At 44.5% G+C, this 23,129-nt stretch carries 19 protein-coding genes and 1 pseudogene; 6 read left to right on the top strand and 14 right to left on the bottom strand.

Annotation, left to right across the window (positions count from 1 at the left end; translation table 11 throughout):
• Positions 1 to 77: 77 nt before the first annotated feature.
• Both BR06_RS0105565 and BR06_RS0105560 read left to right on the top strand, forming a co-directional pair.
• A complete protein-coding gene (locus tag BR06_RS0105565) occupies positions 78 to 1,976 on the top strand; it encodes a caspase family protein (RefSeq protein ID WP_031480961.1) in 1,899 nt (632 codons plus the stop codon).
• A gap of 20 nt (positions 1,977 to 1,996) precedes the next feature.
• A complete protein-coding gene (locus BR06_RS0105560; protein WP_051676934.1) occupies positions 1,997 to 3,271 on the top strand; it encodes an SEL1-like repeat protein in 1,275 nt (424 codons plus the stop codon).
• Between the two features lie 2 nt (positions 3,272 to 3,273).
• Here the strand turns inward: BR06_RS0105560 and BR06_RS19185 are convergent, their stop codons facing one another.
• A complete protein-coding gene (locus BR06_RS19185; RefSeq protein ID WP_084154035.1) occupies positions 3,274 to 4,452 on the bottom strand; it encodes a DUF697 domain-containing protein in 1,179 nt (392 codons plus the stop codon).
• 139 nt (positions 4,453 to 4,591) lie between these two features.
• Here BR06_RS19185 and BR06_RS0105550 point away from each other — a divergent pair, with 139 nt between their 5' ends.
• A complete protein-coding gene (locus BR06_RS0105550; protein WP_051676933.1) occupies positions 4,592 to 5,518 on the top strand; it encodes a DMT family transporter in 927 nt (308 codons plus the stop codon).
• A gap of 98 nt (positions 5,519 to 5,616) precedes the next feature.
• Here the strand turns inward: BR06_RS0105550 and BR06_RS0105545 are convergent, their stop codons facing one another.
• The 4 genes from BR06_RS0105545 to BR06_RS0105530 all read right to left on the bottom strand — a co-directional run bounded on the left by BR06_RS0105545 (position 5,617) and on the right by BR06_RS0105530 (position 10,701).
• Positions 5,617 to 7,503 (bottom strand): radical SAM protein, encoded by a 1,887-nt coding sequence (locus tag BR06_RS0105545; protein WP_031480953.1) that lies wholly within the window; start codon positions 7,501 to 7,503, stop codon positions 5,617 to 5,619.
• Positions 7,504 to 7,725: 222 nt separating this feature from the next.
• Positions 7,726 to 8,826 carry a redox-regulated ATPase YchF gene (gene ychF / locus BR06_RS0105540; protein WP_031480951.1) on the bottom strand — a complete coding sequence of 367 codons (1,101 nt, stop codon included), beginning with the start codon at positions 8,824 to 8,826 and terminating at the stop codon, positions 7,726 to 7,728.
• 113 nt (positions 8,827 to 8,939) lie between these two features.
• Positions 8,940 to 10,076, bottom strand: a complete 1,137-nt coding sequence (locus BR06_RS19180) for a helix-turn-helix domain-containing protein (RefSeq protein ID WP_034602875.1) — start codon at positions 10,074 to 10,076, stop codon at positions 8,940 to 8,942.
• Complete coding sequence (locus BR06_RS0105530) at positions 10,060 to 10,701, bottom strand: hypothetical protein (RefSeq protein ID WP_156952660.1); 642 nt, start codon at positions 10,699 to 10,701, stop codon at positions 10,060 to 10,062. Before BR06_RS0105530 ends, BR06_RS19180 begins: the two co-directional genes overlap by 17 nt.
• 123 nt (positions 10,702 to 10,824) lie before the next feature.
• On the opposite strand from BR06_RS0105530, the gene BR06_RS0105525 reads away from it, so the two are divergent.
• Positions 10,825 to 12,012 carry an aminoacetone oxidase family FAD-binding enzyme gene (locus BR06_RS0105525; RefSeq protein ID WP_031480947.1) on the top strand — a complete coding sequence of 396 codons (1,188 nt, stop codon included), beginning with the start codon at positions 10,825 to 10,827 and terminating at the stop codon, positions 12,010 to 12,012.
• A gap of 94 nt (positions 12,013 to 12,106) precedes the next feature.
• Here the strand turns inward: BR06_RS0105525 and BR06_RS0105520 are convergent, their stop codons facing one another.
• The 8 genes and pseudogenes from BR06_RS0105520 to BR06_RS0105485 all read right to left on the bottom strand — a co-directional run bounded on the left by BR06_RS0105520 (position 12,107) and on the right by BR06_RS0105485 (position 19,521).
• Entirely contained in the window at positions 12,107 to 12,478 is a 372-nt protein-coding gene (locus tag BR06_RS0105520) for a response regulator (protein ID WP_031480945.1), read from the bottom strand.
• A 57-nt stretch (positions 12,479 to 12,535) separates the two neighbouring features.
• The gene (locus BR06_RS0105515; protein ID WP_031480943.1) at positions 12,536 to 13,366 is read right to left on the bottom strand and encodes an FAD/NAD(P)-binding protein; all 831 of its coding nucleotides are present in this window, start codon (positions 13,364 to 13,366) and stop codon (positions 12,536 to 12,538) included.
• Between the two features lie 230 nt (positions 13,367 to 13,596).
• A pseudogene (locus BR06_RS0105510) lies at positions 13,597 to 14,631 on the bottom strand (4Fe-4S dicluster domain-containing protein); the annotation flags it as partial.
• A complete protein-coding gene (locus tag BR06_RS0105505; protein WP_031480939.1) occupies positions 14,631 to 15,590 on the bottom strand; it encodes a 4Fe-4S dicluster domain-containing protein in 960 nt (319 codons plus the stop codon). The gene BR06_RS0105505 and the pseudogene BR06_RS0105510, both read right to left, overlap by 1 nt.
• Positions 15,591 to 15,619: 29 nt before the next feature.
• Positions 15,620 to 16,084 (bottom strand): hydrogenase iron-sulfur subunit, encoded by a 465-nt coding sequence (locus BR06_RS0105500; protein WP_031480937.1) that lies wholly within the window; start codon positions 16,082 to 16,084, stop codon positions 15,620 to 15,622.
• Positions 16,072 to 18,030 (bottom strand): CoB--CoM heterodisulfide reductase iron-sulfur subunit A family protein, encoded by a 1,959-nt coding sequence (locus BR06_RS0105495; RefSeq protein ID WP_031480935.1) that lies wholly within the window; start codon positions 18,028 to 18,030, stop codon positions 16,072 to 16,074. Before BR06_RS0105495 ends, BR06_RS0105500 begins: the two co-directional genes overlap by 13 nt.
• Positions 18,031 to 18,073: 43 nt before the next feature.
• Positions 18,074 to 18,964, bottom strand: coding sequence for a CoB--CoM heterodisulfide reductase iron-sulfur subunit B family protein (locus BR06_RS0105490; RefSeq protein ID WP_031480933.1), 891 nt, complete (start codon positions 18,962 to 18,964; stop codon positions 18,074 to 18,076).
• Positions 18,961 to 19,521: a 4Fe-4S dicluster domain-containing protein gene (locus BR06_RS0105485; RefSeq protein ID WP_031480931.1), complete on the bottom strand. Its 561-nt coding sequence runs from the start codon at positions 19,519 to 19,521 to the stop codon at positions 18,961 to 18,963. The genes BR06_RS0105490 and BR06_RS0105485 overlap by 4 nt, the downstream gene beginning before the upstream one ends.
• A gap of 536 nt (positions 19,522 to 20,057) precedes the next feature.
• On the opposite strand from BR06_RS0105485, the gene BR06_RS0105480 reads away from it, so the two are divergent.
• The gene (locus tag BR06_RS0105480) at positions 20,058 to 20,516 is read left to right on the top strand and encodes a cytochrome c family protein (RefSeq protein WP_051676961.1); all 459 of its coding nucleotides are present in this window, start codon (positions 20,058 to 20,060) and stop codon (positions 20,514 to 20,516) included.
• Between the two features lie 10 nt (positions 20,517 to 20,526).
• Positions 20,527 to 22,530 (top strand): methyl-accepting chemotaxis protein, encoded by a 2,004-nt coding sequence (locus tag BR06_RS0105475; protein WP_031480927.1) that lies wholly within the window; start codon positions 20,527 to 20,529, stop codon positions 22,528 to 22,530.
• A 123-nt stretch (positions 22,531 to 22,653) separates the two neighbouring features.
• Here the strand turns inward: BR06_RS0105475 and BR06_RS0105470 are convergent, their stop codons facing one another.
• The gene (locus BR06_RS0105470; RefSeq protein WP_031480926.1) at positions 22,654 to 23,073 is read right to left on the bottom strand and encodes a hypothetical protein; all 420 of its coding nucleotides are present in this window, start codon (positions 23,071 to 23,073) and stop codon (positions 22,654 to 22,656) included.
• Positions 23,074 to 23,129: the final 56 nt, after the last annotated feature.

Below are 23,129 nucleotides of genomic sequence, written 5' to 3'. Positions count from 1 at the left end.
TTTCTAATTTCTAATTTTGTATATAAGTTTATGAGTACATAACTATACGTGATGATCAGATAACTTGGGTGGACTAAATGAAGAAAATATTGCCATTTTTTTTGCTGCTGTGCGTTGTGTTTTGCGCTCAATTTGCTTTCGCGGAAAGTGCTGCGTGTAAAATAGCTGATCGGCTTGCTAAGGATGCCAGAACTGAATTTGAAAAAGATAAACGCAAGGGGTTGGCTTTATTTATTAAGGCGCAGGAGATGTGCCCCTCTACGTTTGTTCATAATTGGAATTTAGGGACGGCCTATAGATTTTATGGCGAGCCTAAACAGGCTGCGGTTTACTTAGGCAAGGCTGTTAAAATCGCTCCTGATAATGCTAAAGCATGGAATGCTCTTGCGTGGGTCACTCTTGACGGGCGTACAGCTAATGCCAAGGCGCTGCAGTATGCTCTCAAGGCTCAATCTTTTGATTCCGATAATCCAGCAATTCAGGATACCCTTCTGCGTGCGCTCATTGCTAATGGTAAGATTGATAAAGCTTTTAGTCAGGCCGTAAAATCCAGTAAAAAATGGCCGAATGATGGGCCGCTTGGCGTGCGTGTCAAAGATATTGAAAAGAAGTATCTTGCGCAGTTAATTCTTATGGCAAAATCCAAGCCGGATGAAGCTTTAAAGGGTTTAAAGTTGTTAGATGATTCACCGAAGGCCGCAGAAGCTCGGTGTTTGATTCTTGATAAACAGGGCAAAACCATTGAGGCTCTCAAGCTTTCCAGTAAGTCCAGTAAGCGTTTCGGTGTTGAGTATCCTCCTATTAATAATATGTTTGATGAACTGATGAGTAACTATATTCGCGCTCGATATAGTCAGTTTCGCCGTGGAGGAACCGACGATAAGTTTGCTGCCATTGAAGATATTAAGGTTATGCTTGAAAGACATTTTCCCGGTAATGTAGCCTTGAAAAAGGCTGATAAGGATATGTGGACCGCCATTAAGGGCGAGGCTCACCTTCCGGCTCCTCCCCCTAAGCGTGCGGCTGTTGCGGCAGCAGGAGGAGATAGTGTGGATAACCTTCTTGATGGATTGCGTGATGGTGAAACGGCTGTTTCCGGTTCAGCCGCAACACTTGTTTCTGATGTAGATGAAAATATTCCTGAAGGTATGGATAAGCGTCCTGATGCTGTAGCAGTTATTATTGGTAATAAAAATTATGCTCGGTATGGAAATGGCATTCCTGATGTCCGCTATGCTGCACGCGATGCCGGGTTCATGAAAAAATATCTTGTAACTATTTTCGGTTACAGCCCGGATAATATTATTTACATAACTGATGCAACTAGGGGGAGTCTTAATACTGTGTTTGGCTCCGGGGGCAGGCGTGGTAAACTTCATAATATGATTAAGCCCGGTAAGTCGGATGTATTTATTTACTATTCCGGCCACGGCGCGCCTGACATGGAAACTGGTAAGCCATATCTTGTTCCTGTAGATGCGGACGTAAACTATATAGCCAATAACGGTTATTCCATGCAGGAATTCTATGCAAATATGGCTAAACTCAAGGCTGCTAAACTTACCGTTGTTATGGATGCCTGCTTTTCTGGTGGATTCAGTGAAGGGACGCTCCTTAAAGGGCGCAGGCTTATTAAGCCAAAAATAAATAAATCCGCTATGAATATTTCATCACGCACAGTATTGTTTGCCAGTTCTGATGCTGCGCAGGTCAGTCATTGGTATCCAGACAAAGGGCATGGTTTATATACATATTTTTTCCTCAAAGGTGTGGCTGGTGCTGCGGATTCCAACAAAGATAAAAAAATTACCGTTAATGAGCTGACAAGCTATCTCAAGGAAAATGTTCCGGTTGTTGCCCGCCGCATTTCCAATGGAAATCAGGATCCGGTTACGACTGTCGGGGCTGATAGTGAAAAAGTGATGGTTCGTTTTGGTAAGAAAAAGTGGCGACTTTTTAAATCTACTGCCGATTAAATTGATCAATATGGAAAGCTATGCATAACAAATATAAAATAGTCTTGTTTTTTCTTATGATTGCACTGAGCACGCCTACGATGCTTTTTGCCTATGTTGACGCTGTCCCTGAATTTATTATTCCGGGTGAGAGTGGAGGGCAGGAAGGTTATACCGCGAGTGATAATATTCTGGCTCAAGGCATTAACTGGTATATAGGTGTCCCGCACGTGGACAATAAGAAGGCCCGAAGCTGTTTTTTGCAGGCCGCCAAGCTTGGCAATCCCAAAGCGGATATGTGGATCGCAAGAAGTTCTTTTACGGGGCGGGTTGGGTTTCCGAAGGATGTGGCAAAAGCTCAAAAAATTGCGAGTAAAAATAAATCTAAAGTGGAGGAGCTTGCAAAAAAAGGTGATGTTCAAGCGATGTTTTTGCTGGCAAGTATGTATCAATTTGGACTGGCTGTTTCTCAGGATTATGCCAAGGCCATAAGTTGGTATAAGAAGGGGGCTGACCGTGGGTATGCTCTTGCTCTTGGTAATATTGGAAGCATGTATCATGCTGGTCAAGGTGTGAAGCAGAGCCATGAAAAGGCCTTTAGTTTATATAAAAAATCTGCAGAAAGTGGGAATACTTTTTCTATGGTGGGCGTTGGGAGCTTGTATAGGGATGGTACGGGCGTTGAGCAGGATTATGTCAAGGAAGCTGCTTGGTATAAGAAGGCTGCTGAAAGGGGTAATGCTGATGCTATGATTGCTCTAGGGGGCATTTACTCGCGCGGACGGGGAATGGACAAAAACTATAGCTTGGCAATGGATTGGTATAAAAAGGCCGCAGATCTAGGTGAACCCCGTGCTATGACAAATATTGGGTTTATGTATAGTGACGGAAAGAGTGTTAAGAAAAGTGATACTACAGCTATGGATTGGTATAAAAAGGGAGCAGAGCTAGGTGATCCCGTTGCAATGAGAAGCGTAGGTTTTATGTATGAGAACGGCCGTAGCATTAAGAAAAACTACAACTCAGCCATGGAATGGTATAAAAAAGCCGTAGCTCTTGGTGAACCTGGTGCGATGCATTATATTGCAATGTTGTATTACAATGGTTTTGGAGTAGATAAAAACTATGCTTCAGCTATGGAATGGCAAAAAAAATCTGCCGAAAAGGGAGTGCCTAATGCCATTGGCTGGGTTGGCTACATGTATGAGAAAGGGCAAGGGGATGTAAAAAGCCGCAGTGATGCTATAAAATGGTATAAAAAGGGTGCTGCCTTGGGTAATGAATTTTCCAAAAAATCTCTCAAGCGTCTTGAATAAAATTACTTTTTCCTATTAAAAAACTTACCAAGTACGGCCTTACCTTTATTTTTAATAATTTCTCGCGGGGATTCTTTTTTTGTCCCTGTTATATCTGCATGTTCTGATTGATTTTCATCCTTTGCATCTTCGCTCTTTTGCCCATTTTCGCTGCCCGAAAAACTCGCAAACTTTGCGACCTTCTGCGCCTGTTTCGCTGAAAACCTTGCAGCCTTACCTGTTGCCTCGAAGGCCTTATCTTTGGAATCCACAACTTTTCGTGCTGCATTCATAGCCTTATCGCCAACTGAGCTGGTGATTGTCTTCAGGTATGCTGAGGTGATCATTTTGGTTGAATCTACTGCGATGCTTAGCAGAAGTTTAGCGGCTTCTTTAAGCACTGCTCTGCGAAATTCAGGAGTCTTTTTGTCCGCTCTGTAGCTGAAATGGTTTCGCGTAATGATACCTACTCTCAGGGCTAGAAATGCATTCGTAGAACCATCGAGAATTGAGGCTGTTACTATAGAGGTCAGCCCACTTGCACCGGGAATCATTCCTAGAGCTGAGCCTGCGAGTACGGGGGACATGATAGCTTCAATTTGCGACTGAATATCGAGATCTTCTATTGCGCTCGCAAAAAATGCCGTGACCGCCACATTTGAATAAACCGAAACCATGTCCCGCAGGGATGGGCGCTGGTTATATATTTTAGATATATCCCACACCAGCTTGGTCAGTGATCCCAGAACTATGAATGAGTCGAGTTTGCCGTTTTGTGAAATAGCAGTGCTTAGGAATATTCTCGAGGCTACGGATTTCATCTGCGTGGTGGAAATTTCATCGAGCTGATAAAGGGCTGTGTCGAGGTCCTCATCGCGGGAAAGATCCAGTCGCATAGCTCGTACATGTTTATTGCCGCGCAATCTTTTGCGTAGCTTGTGCATGAATTTTACCTGCTGGGAAGGCGTAGGATTATCCGGCAATGTCAGTGGTCCGGGACGAAAAAGAAATATCATTACGGGGCTGATGATCATGACCAAAAACAGTCCGCTCAGCCCGAAAAGCACGTAGTCATGAGACTGCGGAAAGTATATAGCGCACAGTCCCGCCAACGCCGAAATCTGATTCAGCATAAAGAGGACAAATCCCGTGAGCAGCAGGAATATTACAGCTGAAATTAATCTGGGCAGTGTTTTAGTCATGTTTTGCACCTCGGCAAGGGCTGTATTGATCTAGATTCATTAAACTGTATCTATATAAATACCCTTAACTACGTCAAACAGTCTCTATGATATTAATTGTAAGTGACTTAACCGATTTGGGGTTAAGCAAGGTGTGTTAATGTATAAATTTAAATCGACCACAGGGCTGGGAGTGGCGCAGGTTCTTGCTGGATCGGCGCTGATTGCTCTTGTCGCTATTTTTATAAAAATTCTGGTGGTTGATTATTCTCTGCCAATTCTGGTGGTAGCATTTTGGCGCAACCTGTTTGTCTGCACCGCCTTACTGATAGGTCTAACATTATTTAAACCTGAACTACTTCGCGCGGGTAGGAAGAATCTCCCTGTTCTCGCAGGATACGGTTTCATACTAACCATGTTAAATGGTGTATGGGGTGGCTCCGTTTATTTTAACGGGGCAAGTGTGGCAACGGTTCTGGTGTATATTTCAGTCCCACTGACGGTAATAGGGCAATGGTGGCTTGGCGGGGAGAAACCTTCGGCGCGGCTCATTCCGTCCATTGTACTCTGCTTAATAGGGTGCGCGCTAGTTTGTGGTATTCAGGGAATATCAGATTTCGCGCTTACGCCTATGGGGATGTTTTTAGGATTATTTTCTGGTGTATTCTATGCTGGGTATGCACTAATGGGACGGGAATGTGCGCTCAGAGGAATTAATCCTTACACCGTTTTGATGCATATTTTTGCATTTGCCGCTTTGTTTCTGCTGATAGCGGATCTATTTTCAAATGGGCTGATTCCAGGAGCGGCAACTTCTCCTGCGCAAATTCTATTGCCGGGCGTGCCCCTCAAAGTGTGGGGCTTGATCCTGACTCTAGCCATGGGGCCGACCATGCTGGGCTGGCTGCTCATTAATATGAGCCTGTCTAAATTAACGCCTTCGGTGGCAAGTATACTGCTAACCACAGAGCCGATGATGACCGCGCTCATAGCCATCCCGACACTTGGTGAATATATGACCACCATGCAATGGGCAGGATGTTTTTTGATTCTGGGCGGGGTCATTGTGCTTAAGAAAAGAGGTTAGCCTCTTCCATATAAAGACTGATGGCGCACAAAAAAAGCAGGATTTGTTTTAACCAAATCCTACTTTTTTAGATGAACTAATGCTTTACACAAAATAAATTATGCGAGCGCATTTTTGCACGCTTTGCGGACTGCCGAAAGATTTTCGGTTTCACCATTCAAAGCTTCCAGAGTGGACCATAAGCGGTTGCCGATGTCATCAAGGCCGAGGCTGTTCGCATTGCTGATGAAAGTATCACATATTTCAGAGCCGGCGACGGTATGGCATTCTGAGCAAAGCTTTGAAGGTTCAGCTGTTCCGAGAAGTCCTTTGCGAATAGTTTCAGCTCGCCTATTACGCCAAACTGCCAGCGGATTTTCTTCCAAGAAAGAACCGATTTCAAGGTCTCCGTCATAATCTCTGCAACACAGAGATATCTTGCCGTCAAAGGTTATCGCGATAGTATCGAAGGGCATTGTGCAAACATTCGGGGTCGGGAATATGAGATTATGAAACGGTATAATTTCTTTTAAAAATGTAGGGTCAGGGCTAAGCGAATTAGGAAGATGGAACCTCATTCGCTCCGTAGTAGTGTATTTACTCGCCTGTTTCATGAATACATCGATTTCATCTTTATTGGTTTCAGAGACGATGTAGTTGGTCCATATTCCCATGTCCGTGGAGTTTGCCGCATTAAAATCGACTATGGCCTGTAGTGATTCCCACACTTTATCGATTGTTCCGCCTCTGCGAATTGCCGCATAGGTTTCGGGAGTTCCCGCATCGATGGAAAATCTTATTAAATTAAAAGTGTTCGAGTAGTACGGTAATACTTTTTTCACGCGAGGGACAAGTTGTCCGTTGGTGCTGAAAAATACTGTGAAATTCCTTTTTTGCGCTATGGCAAGTAAGTCACATATTTGAGGGTGAATTGATGTTTCCCCGACAGTATGGAGCGAAGCCTTATTGACACCCAAAGACTGCAAGCGGACGACAACACGCTCAAACATCTCGGGCGGCATGTAGCCTTTTTTGCGCTTTGACATGTGAGTGTTGCACATTGTGCAGTTCAGGTTGCAGTGGTTAGTTATTTCGATGAAGGCTTTTGTCGGAATATCCTGTGTTTTTCTGATTGAACAAGGAACCTGTGAGTTGACGGCAGAATGGGCAAATGATGCGGCCTTTTCGGTTTGCCCTGCGGCCGCTAATACACTGCTTAGCACTTGCAAGAAATTGTTTTTAGCGTGGAAAAATGAGTGGAGGAATTGACCTTTTTCCTGTGCGGCAGAAGGCACATGTGCAGCCTGAGCTAAATGATTCCGCAGGAGAAGCGCAAGGTTCGTGTTGCCTTCTGGGCTTAGGTGATAAAGGTCATCGTGAAGCAGTTCTTTGTTTTGTGAGAAATTGCTTAGGTCGAAATATTCAGCATTGCCGCATTTGGCGCAAATGTCTTGCAGGGCTTTATTGTACAGCTCTACATTTTCTACAGTTCCGGGAGTTCCGGGTTCTAAATCCGCGTGAGCAATAATTGAAAGGAATATGACGTGAATTCCATGTTGCTCTGCGAGGCGTGCGCTTTGAAGGCCATTTTCAGTAAATGTATCCAGATCAGTGTAGGATGCTCTTTTGGTGGTCGTTAGAATTGTATGTCTATGTTCATTCATCAAATTCCAAACAAAATCGCGCAACTCCGGTCTGAGTTCATCAATGTGCTTTTTGTCTTCAAGAGTCGTAACGCGCGGGAAGCAGTCCACAAGTCCCACTTGAATAATGATAGTCTCAGCCTCAAATCTGGTGGCTTCAGCTATTGCCTCTGGCACTGTGTCCATGGTTCTGGCGCGAGTGCATAACGATCCAATTTCAACATCCGTATTTATTTTTTTAGGTAGAAACTGTTGTAAAAGTATGGGCCATGTAACTTGAGAAGGTACATCACCTAACTTTCCGGTGCGTTCCATTCCCAAAGAATCACCAATTATCACTATTTTTTTAGGACAGTTCGCCATTGTTTTGACTCCTTTTGATCGTTCTAGAACCAAAAAGAAGCAAATATTGCGCTAAAATTGCTAAATGGAGGGTGCCCGCGAATTCAAGTATAAACACACGGTTGCGCTATGTTGCTCCTTTATATTGTATTTTAGTACGATATCTAACTAATCAAAGCAACTTAAGCATAAAAAAAGGGAGCCGCGAACGACTCCCTTTTTTAATTGATATTTTTATGTACTTTATACGTTGAATAGGAAGTGAACGACGTCGCCATCTTTGAAGACGTATTCTTTTCCTTCGGAGCGTAGAACACCTGCTGCGCGGCAAGCTGCTTCTGTGCCGTGCTTGATGTAGTCTTCGTAGCCGATGACTTCTGCGCGGATGAAACCTTTTTCGAAATCGGTATGGATTGCGGCGGCGGCGCGTGGTGCTTTGTCCCCGTCGTTTATGGTCCAAGCGCGGACTTCTTTTACTCCGGCAGTAAAGTAGCTGATCATGCCGAGGGTCAAGAACCCTGTGCGGATGATCTTGGCTAGGCCGGATTCAGTTACGCCATATGATTCAAGGAAATCTTCATATTCGTCATCTTCAAGACCGATAAGCTCTTCTTCCATCTTCGCAGAAATTTTCACGAACGCAGCGCCGCGTTCTTCTGCAAGTTTCATTACTAATTTGACGTAATCATTATCTTCGGTCAGGCCGTCTTCGTCGACGTTTGCACAGTAGATAACTTTTTTCTCAGTGATGAAGCGAAACTCTTTGAGCATCTCGATCATGATATCGGTGTCGAGTTTGTCGTAAGTATTAACTGGGTTGCCTTCGTTTAAGTGCTCAAGAAGTTTTTTGCACTCCTCGACTTTAGGACCCATGGATTTGTCGCCTTTAACCTGTTTAGCCATGCGCTCAACACGAGTATCTAGAACCTGAACATCTGAAAGAATCAGCTCAGTTTCAATGATATCGATGTCGCGGATTGGATCGACAGAGTTGGAAACGTGGATAACATCATCGTTGTCGAAACAGCGGACAACATGAAGAATGGCCTGTGTTTCGCGGATGTTACCAAGAAATTTATTACCGAGTCCTTCACCCTGACTTGCTCCGGCAACAAGGCCGGCAATGTCGATGAAGTCTACAGTAGAGCTTTGTGTGCGCTGAGGCTTAACAAGCTCAGAAATTTTATCAATGCGTTCGTCCGGCACAGGGACGACTGCTTTGTTTGGTTCGATGGTACAGAATGCGTAGTTTGCACTTTCTGCGTTCTGAGCTTTTGTAAGGGCGTTGAAAAGTGTGGATTTGCCGACATTTGGCAAGCCCACGATTCCTATACTGAGGGCCATATCGGTGGTACTCCTGAATTATTTATTGTGGGGGCAGGGCAATAAAATCAGCCCTACGCGGCCCTCAATACCTTTCTTCGCTGCGTTGGGCAAGGGAAGAATGGGGGCGGTGGTTACCTTAAAGTTACTATTGGGATACTAGAAGGCAAAGGGGATGGCTCCAAAGAGGCGATTATGTCATTTGTGACGCCCTGTTCTTTGAGAAGAGATTTTACATCCGATTCACTTAGTCCGAGACTCTCAGAGATTGCTGGCAGAGATAAATCGTTACTTATCAATGACAGGGCTTGGTTTAGTAGCGAAGGATAAGCAATCGTAAATTCGCCTTTTTCGTTTGTGCGTTGCCCTGTTTTAGATATTTGAACCATGCCCCATCTAAAGCTAGATTCTGATATTTTCCCAATTTGCCTTGCTCGGTAAAGAGCCGCCTGCATAGATATATGCCAAACTTCTTTTATTTCCAAAAAAGCTTGCTCATTCCATCGAGCAGGGCAGTCTGCTGCAAAGCTTTTTGTAGGAGCTAAAAGTGCTCCTGCAAAGCGGTTTGCTTCTCTTTCAATGGACAGGTCGCCGGTATCCTCTTCTGAATGAAGAACTAAGTGGGCGAGCTCGTGTGCCAAATCAAATTGTATTCGGCTGCCTTTATTAAGGTTCGGAACCAATGCAATGAAGGGTCTTTCTTCATGCCAAAAGCTAAAACCGTCTAAGCCCGCAAGGGCTTCTTTTAAGAGAATTACGCATACGCCTTTACTTTCAAGTAAATTCAAAACGTTGGGAATTGGGCCTGTTCCAACTCCCCATTCTTCTCTAATAGCGTGAGCGAAATTTTCAATTTCAATTCCCGACCTGCTTTCAAGCTCATATTGAGGTATTTGAACAGGGGGTAATTTAATTCCTTCACTTTCAAGTCGTTGGTATAGTGATACTCCAATTTTAATATATTGGAGAGCTTGACGTTTAGCTGTTTTTGATGTTTTGCGGTTTGCTCTAAAGTGGCAAGATGAAAGAGATATTTCAGGTGTATTCTGAATTGCAAAAAAAGTCGTAGTAACTCCAAGAGCTAAGGCAATAGCACAAAACGTAGTGAGTTCTGGGCGAGTTCGTCCAGACTCATATTGAGTTACAGCAGAGGGTGTTTTACCAATTTTTTCAGCTAATTGCTTTTTTGTAAATCCTTTGAGTTCTCTTGCAAGAGTTATTCTTGCAGGATTTAGCTGAGATAAATGGTATTGATTAGTCTTTCCCTTCATTTTCTTTATTGTCTCTCTTAGGGGCATATTCTGTTGTAATGATTTGTTCTGGAACCGGCGTAGCCGTTGTCGCTATAACTTCAAGTTGACTGTCAAAAAGGACTGCTTCTGTAAGTGCAATTTGTTTTTTTTCTGTTCCACAAATTCGGTCAAGTGTCACTTTGCCTAATCCAGAAGCGATGCTGACATCATATCCTATATTTAATTCAGAAGGGAAAGTCTGATTTTCATAATACTCTACCATGCCTGGGAGATGCATTTTATGACCAAGCTTTTTCTTTAAAGATTTTGCTCCAGTGGGGATTCGTGTGTCTGGGTCAACTTTAGAGATATTAATAGATATGAGTCGCCCTTTAACTCGTAAAGTTATTTTACAAGCTTCATTTGAGTTCTGAGGGGTTTGAATCCATTCCTCTCCTTGGAGTCTTGAAAGTAAGTTTGCATATAGGTAACAGCCTACGATGTATCCTGGCATTAGCTGATTTATTTCCCTATCGAGTTCGTAAGCACTAAGTGTTACACCTACAGACTCTTCAATGCATGGGACTAGCTTTGATTCAAGAACTTCAATTAGCTCGAATCTTTCCTTTGTTAGTGTCATAGTTTGCGAAATGTTTTTGTTCATGAAAATCAAACTACCGCATTTCTTGTGTGAATGTCAAGTTTCGCACAAGAAAGTGTTTCAAAATGAAGTTGAGCTTTCTAAATAAACCTTTACGCAGTCCCGCAATAATTCTACAAAGCGCAGATGAACAACTCCGAAATTAACACTGACTACGACGTAATTATTTTAGGCGCTGGCGCATCCGGTCTCTACTGTGCCATGCATGCAGCCAAGAATGGCAAACGTGTGCTGGTTCTGGACCATGCGGGCAAGGCTGCCCGTAAGCTCCGGGTTACCGGTGGCGGCAAATGTAACTTTACTAACTTGAATGTTGGGCCTGAGAATTTTATCTGCTCCAACCCTCATTTTGCTAAATCAGCGCTGGCTCGTCATAACCAGTGGGACTTTATAGAATTTATTACTGAAGCCGAAATCGCATACGAAGACCGTAACGACGGTGAACTTTTCACTTTGGACGGAGCGGGGCAGATTGCCGGGCTTCTCGTATCTAAATGTCACCGTTTGGGCGTAGATACCTTGCTTGACCGCAACATTGATTCCGTTGAAGGGCGCGGGCCTTTTACCGTGAAAACCGGTGTGGAGATTTTTGAAGCTCCGTCACTTGTTGTGGCACTAGGCACACCTACTTTCCCATCTGTGGGCGCAACTGCTCTCGGCTATAATATTGCTGACCAGTACGCTCACCGCATTGTTTACCCTCACCCTGGTCTTGTTCCGCTTATGATCGGTGGCCCTAACGGTAAAATTTGTGAAGAGCTTAGTGGCAATTCATTGCCTGTCCGTATTAGTTGCGAAGGGCAGAGCTTTGAAGGCGATATGCTCTTTACTCACAAAGGAATTTCCGGTCCAGCGGCATTACAGATTTCATCTTACTGGCGCAAAGGCTCCAGCGTGGATATCGATCTTTTGCCCGGTCAGAACTTTGGTGATATTTTGGAAGATTACCGCACTGAGAATATTGCTTTGCATTCTTTCATGAACAGATATTTCACACGTAGATTGGTAGACATTCTGCTTAGCGGCGAAGACGAGGAAACTCCTGTCAGTCAGCTGACCAAAGTACGCCGTCTTGCTTTATCCGAACGCATTCATTGCTGGACACTTAAGCCTGAAGGAACCGAAGGGTTTTCTAAAGCTGAGGTTGTTGTCGGCGGTGTGGATACTAATCAGGTTTCGTCTAAGACTATGGAATCAAAGAAAGTTCCGGGCCTTTACTTCATAGGTGAAGTTCTGGACGTAACAGGCTGGCTTGGTGGATATAATTTGCAGTGGGCTTGGTCTTCTGCTTTTGCTGCTGCTGAGTATGTATAGCCCCACTACCCTCTGGACTCCCATTTAGGGGAGAGGGTTTGGTTTAGATAGCGTGACCGTTTTGAAATTACAAAAGCGACTTTGGGTTATTTTATTAACTCGAAGTCGCTTTTTTTATGGTCTGTATTAAAATGGCTATGTCGAAGGGCTTGCTGACGTATTCTTTAATACCAGCCTTATCCAGCTCGTACTTTTTGTCCTGAATGGAATGGCCTGTCATGGCTATGATGGGTATTTTCGATTTATCACCGAAAGATGGGTCGGTTCGAATTTGATGAGTGGCTTCAAAACCATCCATCTTAGGCATTTCAAGATCCATAAGAATGCAGTCGAAGTCATCCTTCTTTAGGATATCTAGAACTTCAAGCCCGTTGATTGCTGTCGTGACTGTATATCCGCTCTTTTCAAGAAGACGTGAGGCGGAAAGCAGGTTTATTTTTTCATCGTCCGCTAAAAGTATATTCATCCGGCTCGTTTCTTGGTTTTAATAAGTGCCCCGTTCTTTACGAACGGGGCACTGTTTTTACATTTCGTTCGGTAGTTCTTTTAGCTGTGCGTAGGTGTAAACCGGTCCATCCTGACAAACATAGCTGGTTCCGATGTTACAACGTCCGCAGATGCCGACTCCGCATTTCATGCGTTTTTCAAGAGTGGTGTAGATCTGCTCATCATTGAAACCTAGTTTAGCCAGTGCCTGAACAGTGAACTTAATCATGATAGGGGGGCCACAGGTTATTGCGACACAGTTTTCAGGAGAAGGATTAATATCCAGAAGCACGTTAGGGATAAGCCCTACGTTGTGCTCCCATCCTTCGTAAGCTGCATCGATGGTCAGATGAGTGTCTAGGTCGTCTCTTTCCAGCCACTCAGGAAGTTCATAGCTGAACGCCATATCTACAGGGCTTCTTGCTCCATAGAGTAGAGTGATTTTGCCGTAATCTTTACGATTATCAAGCATGAAAAGAAGCAGTGTGCGAAGCGGCGCCATGCCGATTCCGCCACCGACGAAGACGATGTCTTTGCCTTTCATATCTTCATAAGGGAATGCGTTACCGAGCGGTGCGCGAACACCAATCTGGTCACCTTCGCTTAAAGTATGAAGCATAGAAGTTACTTCACCAGTCTTCATTACGCTGAACTGCAGGTAATCCATGCGGGTTGGCGGAGAGTTGATTACAAATGTAGCCTCTCCTATCCCGAACGCAGATAGCTGTCCGACTTGACCAGGACCAAATTCGAAGTCATCTCTAATATTCGGATTGTTCAGTGTTACACGGAACGTTTTAATATTATGAGTCTCTTCGATTACTTCCTGAATTGTCGCCATGGCCGGCAAATAAGGATTACTAGTCATTATTTAGCTCCTTTTTTCTTGGATGCTGGCTTTTTATTCTTTTTATTCTTTTTGGCTTTGGCGCTAGTCTTTTCGGCTTTGACACTAGAGGCTTTAGCCGCAGGCTTTTCTACTGGTGCTTCTTCCACGACAGGCTCTGCTACTGCAGGAGCTTCTTTCGGGGCTGGCTTTTCAGCTGGAGCCGCTTTAGGTTTCTCTGCAGGAACTTCCTTCGCTACAGGGCTTACGAAAGCGATTGCACTCTTAACCATTTCACGGATATCAACGCCGACCGGACAGCTCTTGATGCAACGTCCGCAACCACAGCAGGAGATAACTCCGCCATGAATGTCAGGATAGTAGCTGAACTTATGTCCGACTCTGTTTTTGAGTCTGTTCGCCTTGGCGGGACGCGGATTGTGTCCGCTTGCTTCAGATGTGAACATAGCTGACATGCAGTTGTCCCATGATCTGATGCGTGTACCCTGAAGGCCGTTGGCTTCATCAGTGATATTAAAGCAGTAACAGGTGGGGCACAGGTATGTGCACGCGCCACAGCTGATACATTTATCTGACATTTCTTCCCAGAAACCAGGATTATCAAAAACAGCCAGAAGTTTTTCTGGGCTGCCTGTGAAATCAGGTGCTTCGTTCATGGATGCGTCAGCGGCTTCTTTATATTTTGTAGCTTCGGCTTCCATCGAATCACCGTCAGTCAGCAGAGAACTGGCTAGCAGTCCTTCACCTTTTTTACTGACACATTCGATGTAATAACCGTCTGCTACAGGAGTAATGAGAAGATCTGATCCATCAGAATCAGACGGCCCGCTTCCAACCGCATTACAGAAACAGGTGGTTTCACCTTTTTCGCATGTGAGGGTTATGAAGCAGGTGTTTTCTCTACGAGCTTTGTAATATGCATCGACATAATCGCCATCAAGATAAACACGGTCAAACATAGTGAAACCGCGTGCATCACATGGGCGTCCACCGAAGACTACATAGGTTGTTGTCGGAATAGTTTCCTTAACATCCACAGCGATCTTGGTGAGATTTTCCATGTCTTTGATCTGGCTATATTCAAGAAGGGTCTCACTTTGCGGGAAGATTGCCTTTTTAGGAGGGGCAGTTGCTTCGCGGTCAATGAATAATCCTTTCTCGGAATCATAGGGCCGGAAAATGATAGAGTCACCTTCGAACCGTGGAGCTAGCACTTCATGCTGTTTTCCCAGTTCTTCCAGCCATGCCGACAAACTTTCTTTTTTTATGAATTTAGTCTGCGCCATTACCATTTCCTCTCTGTGATCTTGTCTTCATCAATCTTGAAGGTCATCAGCGGAGGCGTAGCATCCGGATTGATTCCAGCTTCATAATCGAAGACATCTTTGATCTCTTTGTTCATTTTTTTCTTGAACAGGAGGATGGGGATATCTACAGGACATGCCCGCTGACATTCTCCACACTCAGTACAGCGACCGGCAAGATGGTAGGCATGTATAACCTGGAACATCCATTTGTCACGAACATGAGCTTCCTGACTGAGCCAGTGAGGATCGCGGCTTTGAGCTACACAGTGATCGCGGCATACGCACATCGGACATGCATTTCGGCATGCATAACAGCGGATACAACGGTCCATTTCTTTAAGCCAGAATCCGAATTTTTCTTCCTCAGGCTTTACTTCAAATTCTTCTACATCTTTGTAGCCGTCTTCAAAGGTCGCTGTGGTAGTTACTTCGTCTCCAGCAAAATGATCGCTGAGTACTGCGTTAGGGTAACGGCAGGTTGCGCATTTGTCGGAAAGAACATCACTCATGGCGAGTTTGTGTTCTGTGCCTGATGCGCTGACCTTGACTTCAGATCCGGATACTTCACAGGACTCGATGTTTCCAACGTCCCCAACGATTCTGCGGATCTTGGTCTGGTCTACGACTCCGTTACAACCGAACCCGAAAATGGTGACATTTTCGCGATCGATCAGTTTTTCTTGTAGTAGTTCAACTACAGAACGGCTGTCGCAACCTTTTACTATGATGCCAACCTTTTTGCCGCGCATGCTTGGCAGATAGGTGGCAAGGTTATGAACGCAAAGCGCGTTCACTTGAAGTTTATCAATATCTTCATCCCTGCGAATGAAATGTGGTGTGGCGTGAAGTGGGTCGTAACCCCCTGTCCAGCCTATCACAACATCTAATTCCGGCAGGGCTTTCCTGACTTGTTCTTTTAGATCTTTCAGATTTTGCACCCTGTATCTCCTTGGTTGAAAACAGCTCGCTAAAGAGCAGCTTCCATCAATTTGAGAGTCTCTTCTGCTTCCGCTCCGGCAATTTTGGGGGCGGCACCAAGCTCATGAATCTGCTCGGTGAACTTCGTCACGACTTCCTGCCAGCGTTGCCCTTCAGAAGCTGAAACCCAAGTGTAATCAAAACGCTTAGGATCAATTCCCATGATTGGAAGGAACCTTTTGAGCATTTCCAGTCTGCGGCGTGCGTAGTAGTTTCCTTCTGAGTAGTGACAATCTCTAGGATGACACCCGGAAACTAGAACTCCGTCTGCGCCGGCCATGAGAGTCTTGACGATAAACAGGGGATCTATTCTCCCTGAACAGGGAACCTTTATAACTCGTAAATCAGTCGGCTGTTTGAATCTTCCTACTCCAGCGGTATCAGCACCACCATAGGAGCACCAGTTACAGAGAAAACCGACGATTCTAAGTTCTTTACCTTCTAGAATCGGCATATTGCGTTAACCTCCGCGAGAATCTGGTTGTCAGTGAAATGCTGGAGCTGAACTGCGCCCTGCGGACAGGTGGAAGTACAGATTCCGCAACCCTGACAAATTGTTTCAATCACGTCTGCTTTCTTCATGCCGCGGAAATCAATTTCCTTGATGGCTCCGAATGGGCATGTCTCAATACATTTTCCACATCCGATACAGCGTTTGATCTCAACAACTGAAACCTGTGGGTCACTTGCAAGCATATCTTGAGAGAATAAACCAAGCACTTTAGACGCTGCCGCACCACCCTGAGCAACTGAAGCAGGGATATCTTTCGGTCCCTGACAAGCTCCGGCTAAGTAAACACCGGCAGTGTTAGTTTCAACAGGCTTAAGTTTTGGATGTCCTTCCATGTAGAAGCCATAATTATCGTAAGATATACGAAGTTTTTTAGCTAAATCTGTGGCTCCCGCAGCGGCTTCTGCGCCAACAGCAAGAACAACGAGATCAGCATCAACTTCAACCTGTGCGCCCATAAGGGTATCTGCGCCGCGAACAACTAATTTGTCGCCTTGCGGGTAGATCATAGAAACGCGACCGCGGATGTAGTTGGCTCCGTACTCTTCCATGGCTCTGCGAGTGAACTCGTCGTACAATTTCCCCGGAGAGCGGATATCCATATAAAATACATGTGACTGAGAATCTGGAATATGATCTTTAGTCAAAATTGTCTGCTTTGCTGTGTACATACAACAGAAGCCTGAACAATAAGGACGGTCGACAGATTTATCTCTGGATCCTACACACTGAATGAACACAACATTCTTTGGTTCCTTACCGTCGGATGGACGCTTGATGTGTCCTTCGCTTGGGCCGGAAGCTGAAAGCATGCGTTCGTATTGCAGGGAGGTGATAACGTCAGGATATTTCCCGCCGCCGTATTCGCCGTATACAGTCCAGTCGAATAGATCAAAACCGGTAGCAGCGACAATTGCGCCTACACTTTCGGTGATAATCTCATCTTTCTGACTAAAATCAATTGATTCCGAAGGACATACTTTGGCACAAACTCCACATTTATCTTTCTGTAATTTCATACAGAAATTAGCGTCGATTTTTGCCTTTTTAGGGATGGCCTGCGGGAATGGAATGTTGATAGCTTTTGTCGTAGCCAGCTTTTCATTAAAAAAGTCAGTAGCTTTTCTGCTAGGACATTTTTCCACACACAGACCACAACCTGTGCAGGAATCCCAGTCAACATAGCTGGCTTTCTTTTTAATGGAGACTTCAAAGTTTCCGACATAACCATTAACTTCTTCGATTTCTGAATATGCGTGAAGTTTAATGTTCGGATGCTGCGCAACATCAACCATGAGAGGTCCGAGGACACAACTGGAACAATCCACTGTAGGGAACGTTTTATCCAGTTTAGCCATCTTACCGCCAATGGTGGTATCTTTTTCGACGAGGACTACTTTGAGTCCACCGTTAGCACAGTCCAAAGCGGCCTGAATACCGGCGACACCGCCACCGATAACCATGACACTCTTATTTACTGGGAATTGTTTAGAGAACAATGGACGGTTTTTGAGTAGTTTTGCAGCAGCCATACGAACAAGATCCGCAGATTTGTTGGTATTAGCTTCTCTGTCTTTTCCGATCCATGAAACGTGTTCTCTGATATTGGCCATCTCGAAAAGATAACGGTTAAGACCCGCTCTTTCCAGAGTACGGCGGAAAGTTGGTTCATGCATTCTTGGGGTACAAGAGGCAACAACCACACCATCGAGCTTATGCTCTTTAATAGCTTCTATTATACCATCCTGTCCGGGTTCGGAGCAGGCGTACATTGTATCTGTTGCGAATACTACACCAGGAAATTCCCGGGAAGCTGCAGCAACCGCGGCAGTATCCACGGTTCCTTCAATATTAGATCCGCAGTGGCAGACAAAGACTCCTATTTTCATTTAAGTCTTCTCCTTGACGTTCTTGACCGGTTGGGTAGCTCTACTAGGAAGCGTCTTCCGCGCCGATGCCATTAATGACTGTGCGAGGGGATACGCAGAGCTTATCAATTCCGAGTTCCTTCTCATCTATTCCGAGGGCAAGTCCAATAAGCTGAGTGTAGTAAAACACTGGGATATTGTGCTTTGCACCATTAGCTGAGTTGATCTGATCCTGCCTGAGGTCCAGATTCATCTGGCATAGAGGGCAGGCTGTAACCAGCGCCTCTGCTCCGATGTCTTCAGCCGCATCCAAAAGTTTGCCGGACAGGCTCATGACAATATCCTTACGAGGGATACCGAATGAAGCTCCGCAGCATTCAACTTTCAGTGGGAAAGGAAGGACAGTCGCTCCCAGAGCTGTAAGGATATTATCCATAGCCATGGGGTGTTCAGGGTCGTCAAAGTTCATGACTTCTGGCGGGCGGTTCATAATGCAACCGTAATATGCCGCAACTTTCAGTCCCTTAAGAGGCTTCACAGCCTTTGCCTTAAGCGCATCAAGTCCCATGTCTTCAACGAGAATCTGCAATACAGACTTTGTGTCAACTCCTCCATTATAGGGAGTATCCAGCAGCTTGTTTACGTCATCTCTAAACTCGTCTTTACTCATTCTATGAGTGGCTGTTTTGAGATTGGTCAAACAGCTTGGACAAGGAGTTACAGCTGTGTCCAGATTCATTTTTTCGACTAGTGCAAGGTTGCGAGCCGAAAGAGCTGAGGACAAAGTGTGATCGACTGTGTGTGCAGGAGTAGAGCCGCAACAGCTCCAGTCCGGAACCTCGTTCAGAGTTATGCCCAGCTTGGCGCAAATTGCGCGTGTGGACATATCATACTCAATAGATGTTCCGGTTCCTGAGCACCCGGGATAGTATGCATAATTTAAGGAATCACTCATTTTTGAGACTCCTCTTTAAATCGGTTGAATATCTTTTGAACTTCTTCCTTCCCTTGAATCTGGGGAGGCTTGAAGTGCATTTTGCCTTTTGGCAAAACTTTCGGGCCAAGGTCCACATCTGTCCAGAACCGACCTGTCTTCGCAATGTAAGAGACCAAAAGGCCAATTTCAAATACGCGTCCGTTCTTTTCAACAGACGACAGGAAGCTGTCCCAAAACGATTTGACTGTAGGTACAGGAGCGTATCCCTCACGGCGAGCCATGTGGCGTAATACGTCCATGATGTGTGCTACGTCGATGTTGTTTGGGCATCTGGTTGTGCATGATTCACATGTGGCACAGAGCCAAAGAGATTTGGATTTTAAAACAGTCTCTTTCTGACCTGCCTGCACAAGGCGCATAATCTGGTTCACAGGCTGATCATATACAAATGTATACGGGCAACCTGCGGTACAGTTACCGCATTGGTAGCAGAGGCTCATGTTTTGGCCGCTTTCTTTTTCGACTTGTTTCACAAAACTTGAGTCGTAAGACTTAGTAATATTAACTATTTCCATAAATGAGTAGCCGCCTTTCCGCTTTGGAGTCCGGTGGAGCGGACTTGCTGTGTGTAGATTGGCTTAAAGATTCATAACAGATGATGGATTCTTAAGATGAGACATCCTGCCAGAAGAAGCCCCTTTACCGCAAGTAATATTCACAGGATATGGAGCCATGTGAGAAACTAATTTTTTTTCAAGGCTCTAAATTGATTGTATAATCAGGTGGTGTGGTGGGATCGTTTTACAAGTTTTGTTGAACTTTCGTTGAGTGTAACTATCAACTTGATAATTTAAGGTGCCCTTTATGCTTTTTGATAGAGGTTGATGTTATTATTTTTTTTAACCCTGATAACAATAATGTGACATTTGTCTTCACATATAAATCTAAAGATAGTAGCAAAAGTTAAGATAAGATGTGTGACATTCTCATTTGTAGGTAAACTGTTTTTTGGGTTGTAGGGGGTTAAAGCGTTTGGAAGGGCAGGGTTGAAGTGTAATTAATACATTGAAAAAGGTAGGGGTGATTTTTTATGCGAGGAAAAGACTATATCATGCGAACCTCAGTTCTCTTGGTGGTGCTTACCGTCTTTGGACTTTCGTTTGTTAAATACGGTATTACAGATTCTGCTACGTTTGTTGGTTCCGAAGCGTGTGCTGAATGTCACGAAAAAGAATTTTTAAATTATAGTAAGTATTCCAAAAAAGCTCACTCCAGTACCAGTATTAAAATTATGTCTTCCGACCTTGATCAAGATGAAGTTGAGGAATGTTATGCTTGTCATGCTACCGGATATGGAAAGCCAGGCGGGTTTGTTTCTTTCGAAGAAACTCCCCATTTAGCTGATGCCGGTTGTGAAGTCTGTCATGGTCCCGGCTCCCTGCACGCTGAAGATGGAGACCCTGATCTTATTAAAGCAAAGATGGATATTGCCGATTGTGAAACCTGCCATAATGCTGCCAGAGTAGAGAATTTCAACTTTAAGCCGCTGATATACGGCGGAGCCCACTAAGGGAGAGAATATGAATTTTATTAAAAACTCCCTTGGTAACAAAGTTATGGTCTTGACCTCTTTGTTGACAGCCACAGTGTTCATTTGTCTTTTTGCAGCAAACTCTTACTGGCAGAAAAATGCCATGCTGCACGAGATTGAAAATTCTGCCATTCGGAACTCTGATTTAATTCAGCTCGCTATTCGTGAGCCGATGGCGAAAGGTAACAATAAAGGTACTACTGAAAAGTTTGCCACTATTTCTCAACATTACGATGATGTAAGTGTTTATCTAACAAATTTTAAAGGTAATATCACCTATTCTACTACTAAAGATGACTTGCGGTCTGAGTTATCCACTAAATTTGATAATCCAGAAGTGGGTGCCCTTTATCAGAAGAGTCTGAAGTCTCCGGTTAAAGGCGGGATGCTTTCTGAGATTGGTGGTAAGAAGGTTTTTGTAGAAATTGAATCCATTAAAAATGAAAAAAAATGTTACCATTGTCACGGTAGTAGAAGACCTATTCTCGGTTCGATAGTCATGGTTCAGGATATTTCAAGCCAGTTCGGAGCCCTTGTTGATTCGCAGATGAAAGCTGCAATGCTTTCCTTTTCTGGGTTTGTTGTCCTGCTTGGTGCGTTACTATTCTTTATGCGCAAATCTGTTGTTAACCGGATCGAAGTTATTGCCGGTGCAACGGAAGCATTTACTGGTGGAAATCTCGATGCCCACTTTGATGTTCCGGGAAGTGATGAGCTTGGATCTCTCGGTAAAAATCTGGGCGAAATGGCCAGACAGATTAAAGATCAATTACAATACAATAAGGGTGTACTTAGCGGTATAACCGTTCCTCTTATTGTTACTGATGCAAATAACAATATCGGATTTGTTAATAAACCGATGTTGAAAATACTTGAGAAGTTAGAATCGTATGTTGTTGGTTCTCCTGTCGCAAGTTTATTTACGAAAGATGGCAGAGCAATTACTGCCGATGCCCTTGAGGGTAATGGCTGTCCACAAGGCTTGATTCGCTACATGCGCAAAGATGGTGTTGAATTTCCATTGCGCTACCAGGCTTGTGCTCTTCTTAATGCAGAGGATGAAATCGTCGGGGCGATTGCTGTGATGGTGGACCTTACTGAAGAAGAAGAAAGTAGGCAGCATATTGAGAAGCAGCAAGAAGCTCTTCTTGAGGTTGCGAACGAAGTCACTGAAGTTTCTACTAGATTGCTTTCTTATACAGCAGAGCTGTCTCAGCAGATGAATGAACTTACAATTGGTGTCGACACTACTGCAATGCAGACCGGACAGGTTGCAACTGCGATGGAAGAAATGAACGCAACTGTTTTGGAAGTAGCACGCAACACTGGTGAAACTGCTGAATCTTCCGAAAGAGCTAAATCTGTTGCTCGTGATGGTGGTGTCGTTGTAAGTGATACTGTTAAAGAAATACACATGGTTACCGATACAACTGACCGACTTGCAGAACTTCTTGAAGACTTGTCGGTTCGTGCAGTTAACATTGGTGAGGTCATGTCCGTAATTAATGATATTGCTGACCAGACCAACTTGCTTGCTCTTAACGCTGCCATTGAAGCTGCTAGAGCTGGAGATGCGGGCCGCGGATTTGCCGTTGTGGCTGACGAAGTTCGTAAGCTTGCTGAAAAGACAATGAATGCAACCAACGAGGTTGAAGAAGCAATTGGGCTTATTCAGCAGAGCACAACGAAAGTTGTGGACGAAATGAGTGACGCTCGTAAGCGCGTAGGCAAGACTGTCACTATGGCAGAAAGCGCAGGTGGAGTTCTTCAAGAAATAGTCAAAGAGTCCGACGGTATTGCCGACATGGTAAGAGCTATTGCAACTGCCGCTGAAGAGCAGTCCGCAACAAGTGATGAAGTCAACAATAGTGTGACAGAGATTAACGCTCTATCGCAGACTCTCTCACAGGGGATTATGAATGCGAACGATGGGATTCAAGAAGTGTCGGAAATGGCTCAGCACCTAAGTGAGCTTGTCTCCCGCTTCAAATAACAGTCCGTTTACATTCTTATTTGATTTAATAAGAAACGGCCCGTTGAACTTTAGTTCAGCGGGCCGTTTTATTTTATTAGGTGAAATTAGAAGAAGACTCTTGCTGCACTTGGTCTAACTTTCTTAGCGCCAGCCTTTTCCCGAGTTACTGAATATTTCGGTAATGCGGGTGCGCTTAACAGCCTTGAAGTCGCTCTTGCGGGCAGTCTTGGGGCTGCTTCCTGTGCTTTCGTAGACGGTCTCGATATATTTTAGAAGACCGATAAGTCCTTTGCGCTTGGAGCTTGTTTTTTTTACAATGCATTGAACGCTTGTGGGATCAATGGCGTGATATCTGGCGAGGTATGTCCCGTCTTCGTTTGGCCTTATTTCCATGCGCTGTATGCCTTTGATGTGGCTTCTGTTAAGTTTAACTACCCAGCTTTTGGCAAAGATTTGGAAGCGACTGAGTTCTGTTTGCTCCGTCACATCGCTTGCAAAGGCTCCAGATGATAAAACAAAACATAAAAATATTGCAGTCAGTACTATTCTGATTCTTTTCATTAAACATCTCCGGATAAAAAAAGGGTGGAAAGGACAACGCCCCTTCCACCCTATTG

The sequence above is a fragment of the Maridesulfovibrio frigidus DSM 17176 genome, assembly GCF_000711735.1.
GTDB classification, from domain to species: domain Bacteria; phylum Desulfobacterota; class Desulfovibrionia; order Desulfovibrionales; family Desulfovibrionaceae; genus Maridesulfovibrio; species Maridesulfovibrio frigidus.
This window is presented reverse-complemented; position numbering and strand designations above follow the sequence as displayed.

Excerpts from the sequence above, each read along its gene's own strand:
- BR06_RS0105565 (WP_031480961.1), top strand. The coding sequence starts at position 78 with ATGAAGAAAATATTGCCATTTTTTTTGCTGCTGTGCGTTGTGTTTTGC.
- BR06_RS0105560 (WP_051676934.1), top strand. The coding sequence starts at position 1,997 with ATGCATAACAAATATAAAATAGTCTTGTTTTTTCTTATGATTGCACTG.
- BR06_RS19185 (WP_084154035.1), bottom strand. The coding sequence starts at position 4,452 with ATGACTAAAACACTGCCCAGATTAATTTCAGCTGTAATATTCCTGCTG.
- BR06_RS0105550 (WP_051676933.1), top strand. The coding sequence starts at position 4,592 with ATGTATAAATTTAAATCGACCACAGGGCTGGGAGTGGCGCAGGTTCTT.
- BR06_RS0105545 (WP_031480953.1), bottom strand. The coding sequence starts at position 7,503 with ATGGCGAACTGTCCTAAAAAAATAGTGATAATTGGTGATTCTTTGGGA.
- ychF (WP_031480951.1), bottom strand. The coding sequence starts at position 8,826 with ATGGCCCTCAGTATAGGAATCGTGGGCTTGCCAAATGTCGGCAAATCC.
- BR06_RS19180 (WP_034602875.1), bottom strand. The coding sequence starts at position 10,076 with ATGAAGGGAAAGACTAATCAATACCATTTATCTCAGCTAAATCCTGCA.
- BR06_RS0105530 (WP_156952660.1), bottom strand. The coding sequence starts at position 10,701 with ATGAACAAAAACATTTCGCAAACTATGACACTAACAAAGGAAAGATTC.
- BR06_RS0105525 (WP_031480947.1), top strand. The coding sequence starts at position 10,825 with ATGAACAACTCCGAAATTAACACTGACTACGACGTAATTATTTTAGGC.
- BR06_RS0105520 (WP_031480945.1), bottom strand. The coding sequence starts at position 12,478 with ATGAATATACTTTTAGCGGACGATGAAAAAATAAACCTGCTTTCCGCC.
- BR06_RS0105515 (WP_031480943.1), bottom strand. The coding sequence starts at position 13,366 with ATGACTAGTAATCCTTATTTGCCGGCCATGGCGACAATTCAGGAAGTA.
- BR06_RS0105500 (WP_031480937.1), bottom strand. The coding sequence starts at position 16,084 with ATGCCGATTCTAGAAGGTAAAGAACTTAGAATCGTCGGTTTTCTCTGT.
- BR06_RS0105495 (WP_031480935.1), bottom strand. The coding sequence starts at position 18,030 with ATGAAAATAGGAGTCTTTGTCTGCCACTGCGGATCTAATATTGAAGGA.
- BR06_RS0105490 (WP_031480933.1), bottom strand. The coding sequence starts at position 18,964 with ATGAGTGATTCCTTAAATTATGCATACTATCCCGGGTGCTCAGGAACC.
- BR06_RS0105485 (WP_031480931.1), bottom strand. The coding sequence starts at position 19,521 with ATGGAAATAGTTAATATTACTAAGTCTTACGACTCAAGTTTTGTGAAA.
- BR06_RS0105480 (WP_051676961.1), top strand. The coding sequence starts at position 20,058 with ATGCGAACCTCAGTTCTCTTGGTGGTGCTTACCGTCTTTGGACTTTCG.
- BR06_RS0105475 (WP_031480927.1), top strand. The coding sequence starts at position 20,527 with ATGAATTTTATTAAAAACTCCCTTGGTAACAAAGTTATGGTCTTGACC.
- BR06_RS0105470 (WP_031480926.1), bottom strand. The coding sequence starts at position 23,073 with ATGAAAAGAATCAGAATAGTACTGACTGCAATATTTTTATGTTTTGTT.